General features: G+C 42.0%; 5 protein-coding genes and 1 pseudogene. 5 read left to right on the top strand and 1 reads right to left on the bottom strand.

What is annotated here, in order from left to right; all coding sequences use genetic code 11:
• The 5 genes and pseudogenes from IM473_RS21550 to IM473_RS21570 form a co-directional block, all read left to right on the top strand.
• A pseudogene (locus tag IM473_RS21550) lies at positions 1-125 on the top strand (IS982 family transposase); the annotation flags it as partial.
• Between the two features lie 437 nt (positions 126-562).
• Entirely contained in the window at positions 563-778 is a 216-nt protein-coding gene (locus IM473_RS21555; RefSeq protein WP_287660670.1) for a ribbon-helix-helix domain-containing protein, read from the top strand.
• A 270-nt stretch (positions 779-1,048) separates the two neighbouring features.
• Positions 1,049-1,267: a hypothetical protein gene (locus IM473_RS21560; protein WP_287660671.1), complete on the top strand. Its 219-nt coding sequence runs from the start codon at positions 1,049-1,051 to the stop codon at positions 1,265-1,267.
• 17 nt (positions 1,268-1,284) lie between these two features.
• Positions 1,285-1,527, top strand: a complete 243-nt coding sequence (locus IM473_RS21565; RefSeq protein ID WP_287660672.1) for a Txe/YoeB family addiction module toxin — start codon at positions 1,285-1,287, stop codon at positions 1,525-1,527.
• A 370-nt stretch (positions 1,528-1,897) separates the two neighbouring features.
• Complete coding sequence (locus IM473_RS21570) at positions 1,898-2,224, top strand: hypothetical protein (RefSeq protein WP_287660673.1); 327 nt, start codon at positions 1,898-1,900, stop codon at positions 2,222-2,224.
• Positions 2,225-2,346: 122 nt separating this feature from the next.
• On the opposite strand, the gene IM473_RS21575 is transcribed toward IM473_RS21570, so the two are convergent.
• The coding region (locus tag IM473_RS21575; RefSeq protein ID WP_287660674.1) for a photosynthetic reaction center family protein at positions 2,347-2,617 on the bottom strand (271 nt) is incomplete at its 5' end.

Consider the following 2,617-nt stretch of genomic DNA (forward strand, 5'->3'; position numbering starts at 1 on the left):
AACATTCCCGCCACCGCAGCCCTGTTAATTTTTGCGTTAATCTTCTCTGTGGTTTGATTGCTTACTGTCACCAGCCGAAAAAACCCTCCTTGAAGATGGAATGGGCTTTACCCCCCGCTGCTTAACCCGAACTGGGGTTAAATTATTGCTGGTACTGGATAAGTAGTGAAAACAAGAAATCGAATTTAGTAATTTAAGCCGATGATAGTTGTTCCCAACATCTCACACAACCAAAGTTTACCAACTTAAGGAAAAAGTCGATAAAATTCTCCCAACCCTTACCCCGCCTAACTTACAGCCCCTCCAGCCTCTCGCAAAAATCCTTAACTTGGGAAAAATCCCCAACTTTACCAACTTAAGCCCAAGCTTTGTCAAAATATCCTGACAATCTGCCCACACTCCGACCCCCAAACTTTTGCTTCATACCCAAGACCACAAAAACCGAGATGGGAGTGTTCCACTTTTGTCATCTGGACAGGCTAGAGAGCTTCCCCCACAGTAAAAATGAGTAGAGCATCTCGCCTGAGCAAACTTGGGATGATCCCACAGCGACAAACCTATAATGAAAAAAAGCCAAGCCTTAACAGCCCTGAAATTAACCTTAAAACCCGAACACCAAAAGCTGATCGAAGCCAAACTAGATACAGGGTGTTATGCCAATCCAGACGAAGTTATTGCCGAAGCCCTACAATTACTCAGTAAACGCGAAGAAGAAGGCATGATATATGTTGAACTCAGTGATGGACGTATTATCGGTTTTCCTAGCGAGCGCTTGTAGGGGTGTGGAAAGGCGATCGCTTGTTGGATAACGTGGAAAATAAAATAATGATAGAATGCACAAAGTGTAGATTTCAATGTGAAAGCGATTTATACAGAAAGCTTAAGTAGCTGGTTATAATTAAATTAAAAATGGATTTTGCCTTTAATCCCCCCTTGATCCCCCCTTGATCAGGGGGGTGCCGATCCCCCCTTAGTCCCCCCTTTAATCCCCCCTGAATAAGGGGGGCATCTGACAACTTTTAACGCCTACCTACTTAGGAGTTAATTTATGCGAACAATTACCTTGCAAATTGACGATAGCATTAGTGAAAAATTTCTATGGTTACTTGATCGCTTCTCTAGAGACGAAATTAAAATTCTGGAACAATCAGATTATGTCAGTGATGACGAATATCTAAGGGGAATCGAAGGAATGATTCAAACTATTCAGGCAGCCCGTGATGAATCTATTGAACAGAGCTTAAGCTTAGATCAGTTAGATTGGTAATGTATAAAATAATCTTTATGACCCAATCTCAAAAAGATGCAAAAAAGATTGCTTCTAGTGGACTGAAACCCAAGGTTCTTGAACTTATCAAAATAATTGAAGAAGACCCGTTTCAATACCCACCAGATTATGAGTTATTAAAAGGGGACATGAAAGGGTTAATTAGTCGTCGTATCAATAAACAGCATCGGCTAGTTTATGAAGTCTTTGAATCGGAGAAATTGCTCAAAATTTATCGAATGTGGAGTCATTATGACTAGATCATTTTGATGCTGGAGAGCGATCGCTTTTTAGGAGATAGAACGGAGTAATGGCGTTTTGGTAAATATGGGAAGTGCGCTCTTTTTTTGGGAGATGTGGGAGTGGGATTATTTAGCTCCACAGCATTGGGCATCGTTGGGAAATTTATCAAGCATAACGGCGATCGCCCCATTCAATCGCTAAATAACGATAGACTCCCATAGGTTAAGGACATAATAACTGTTCAAGGAGAATCATCGGTGATCTCACCTAGTTAAAATCCTGACTCCTAGCGCAAACTTTAAATCTTGTAAAAAAAGTAATTTTTTGTATCCCCATTGATTACCATAATAGAAAATTCTGCTGACCTCTATGTTGATGGGGCAACTTATGGAACAGTCAAACGGTAAATCCTCTCGCCAACGTGGCGTCATATTAACCTCCATCGGCTACCAAAAACTGCACCGTGCTAAAGTGAATTGGGAAATAAAACAAAACACTCGCTGCACCTTAGACATTCTTAGCCAACAAACTGGACTGACCGCCAATACTCTCAGTAAAATTTTTAGTCGCTCTGTCGCCGTTGATAAACGTAGTCTGTACGTCTGCTTTTCTGCCTTTAATCTCGATTTAGACGGTAAAGATTATTTATCCAGTTTTACCCTTGCCTACAAAGACCGCCAATTTTCACATTGGGGGATAAATATGAACTGTTAAAAGATCAATGATTGCGGCGTATAACAGAACTGTCTTTTATTCTCTCATAGCCACTGGTTATCCTTCCCTTCTCAACAAAAAAGCACCCCCTCGCAGGAGTGCCTTTTCGTTCAGACTAGGAATTAACCATTGATAGCAGGAGCAGTCAGAGCTACAGGAGCCTGTTCACCACTAGCCAAGTCTAAGGGGAAGTTATGTGCATTACGCTCGTGCATTACTTCCATACCGATACCAGCGCGGTTCAGCACATCGGCCCAAGTACCAATTACACGACCTTGAGAATCGAGAATCGACTGGTTGAAGTTGAAACCGTTGAGGTTAAACGCCATGGTGCTTACACCCATCGCCGTAAACCAGATACCGATTACCGGCCATGCACCCAAGAAGAAGTGC

The sequence above is a fragment of the Microcystis sp. M015S2 genome (genome assembly GCF_020245945.1).
GTDB lineage: Bacteria > Cyanobacteriota > Cyanobacteriia > Cyanobacteriales > Microcystaceae > Microcystis.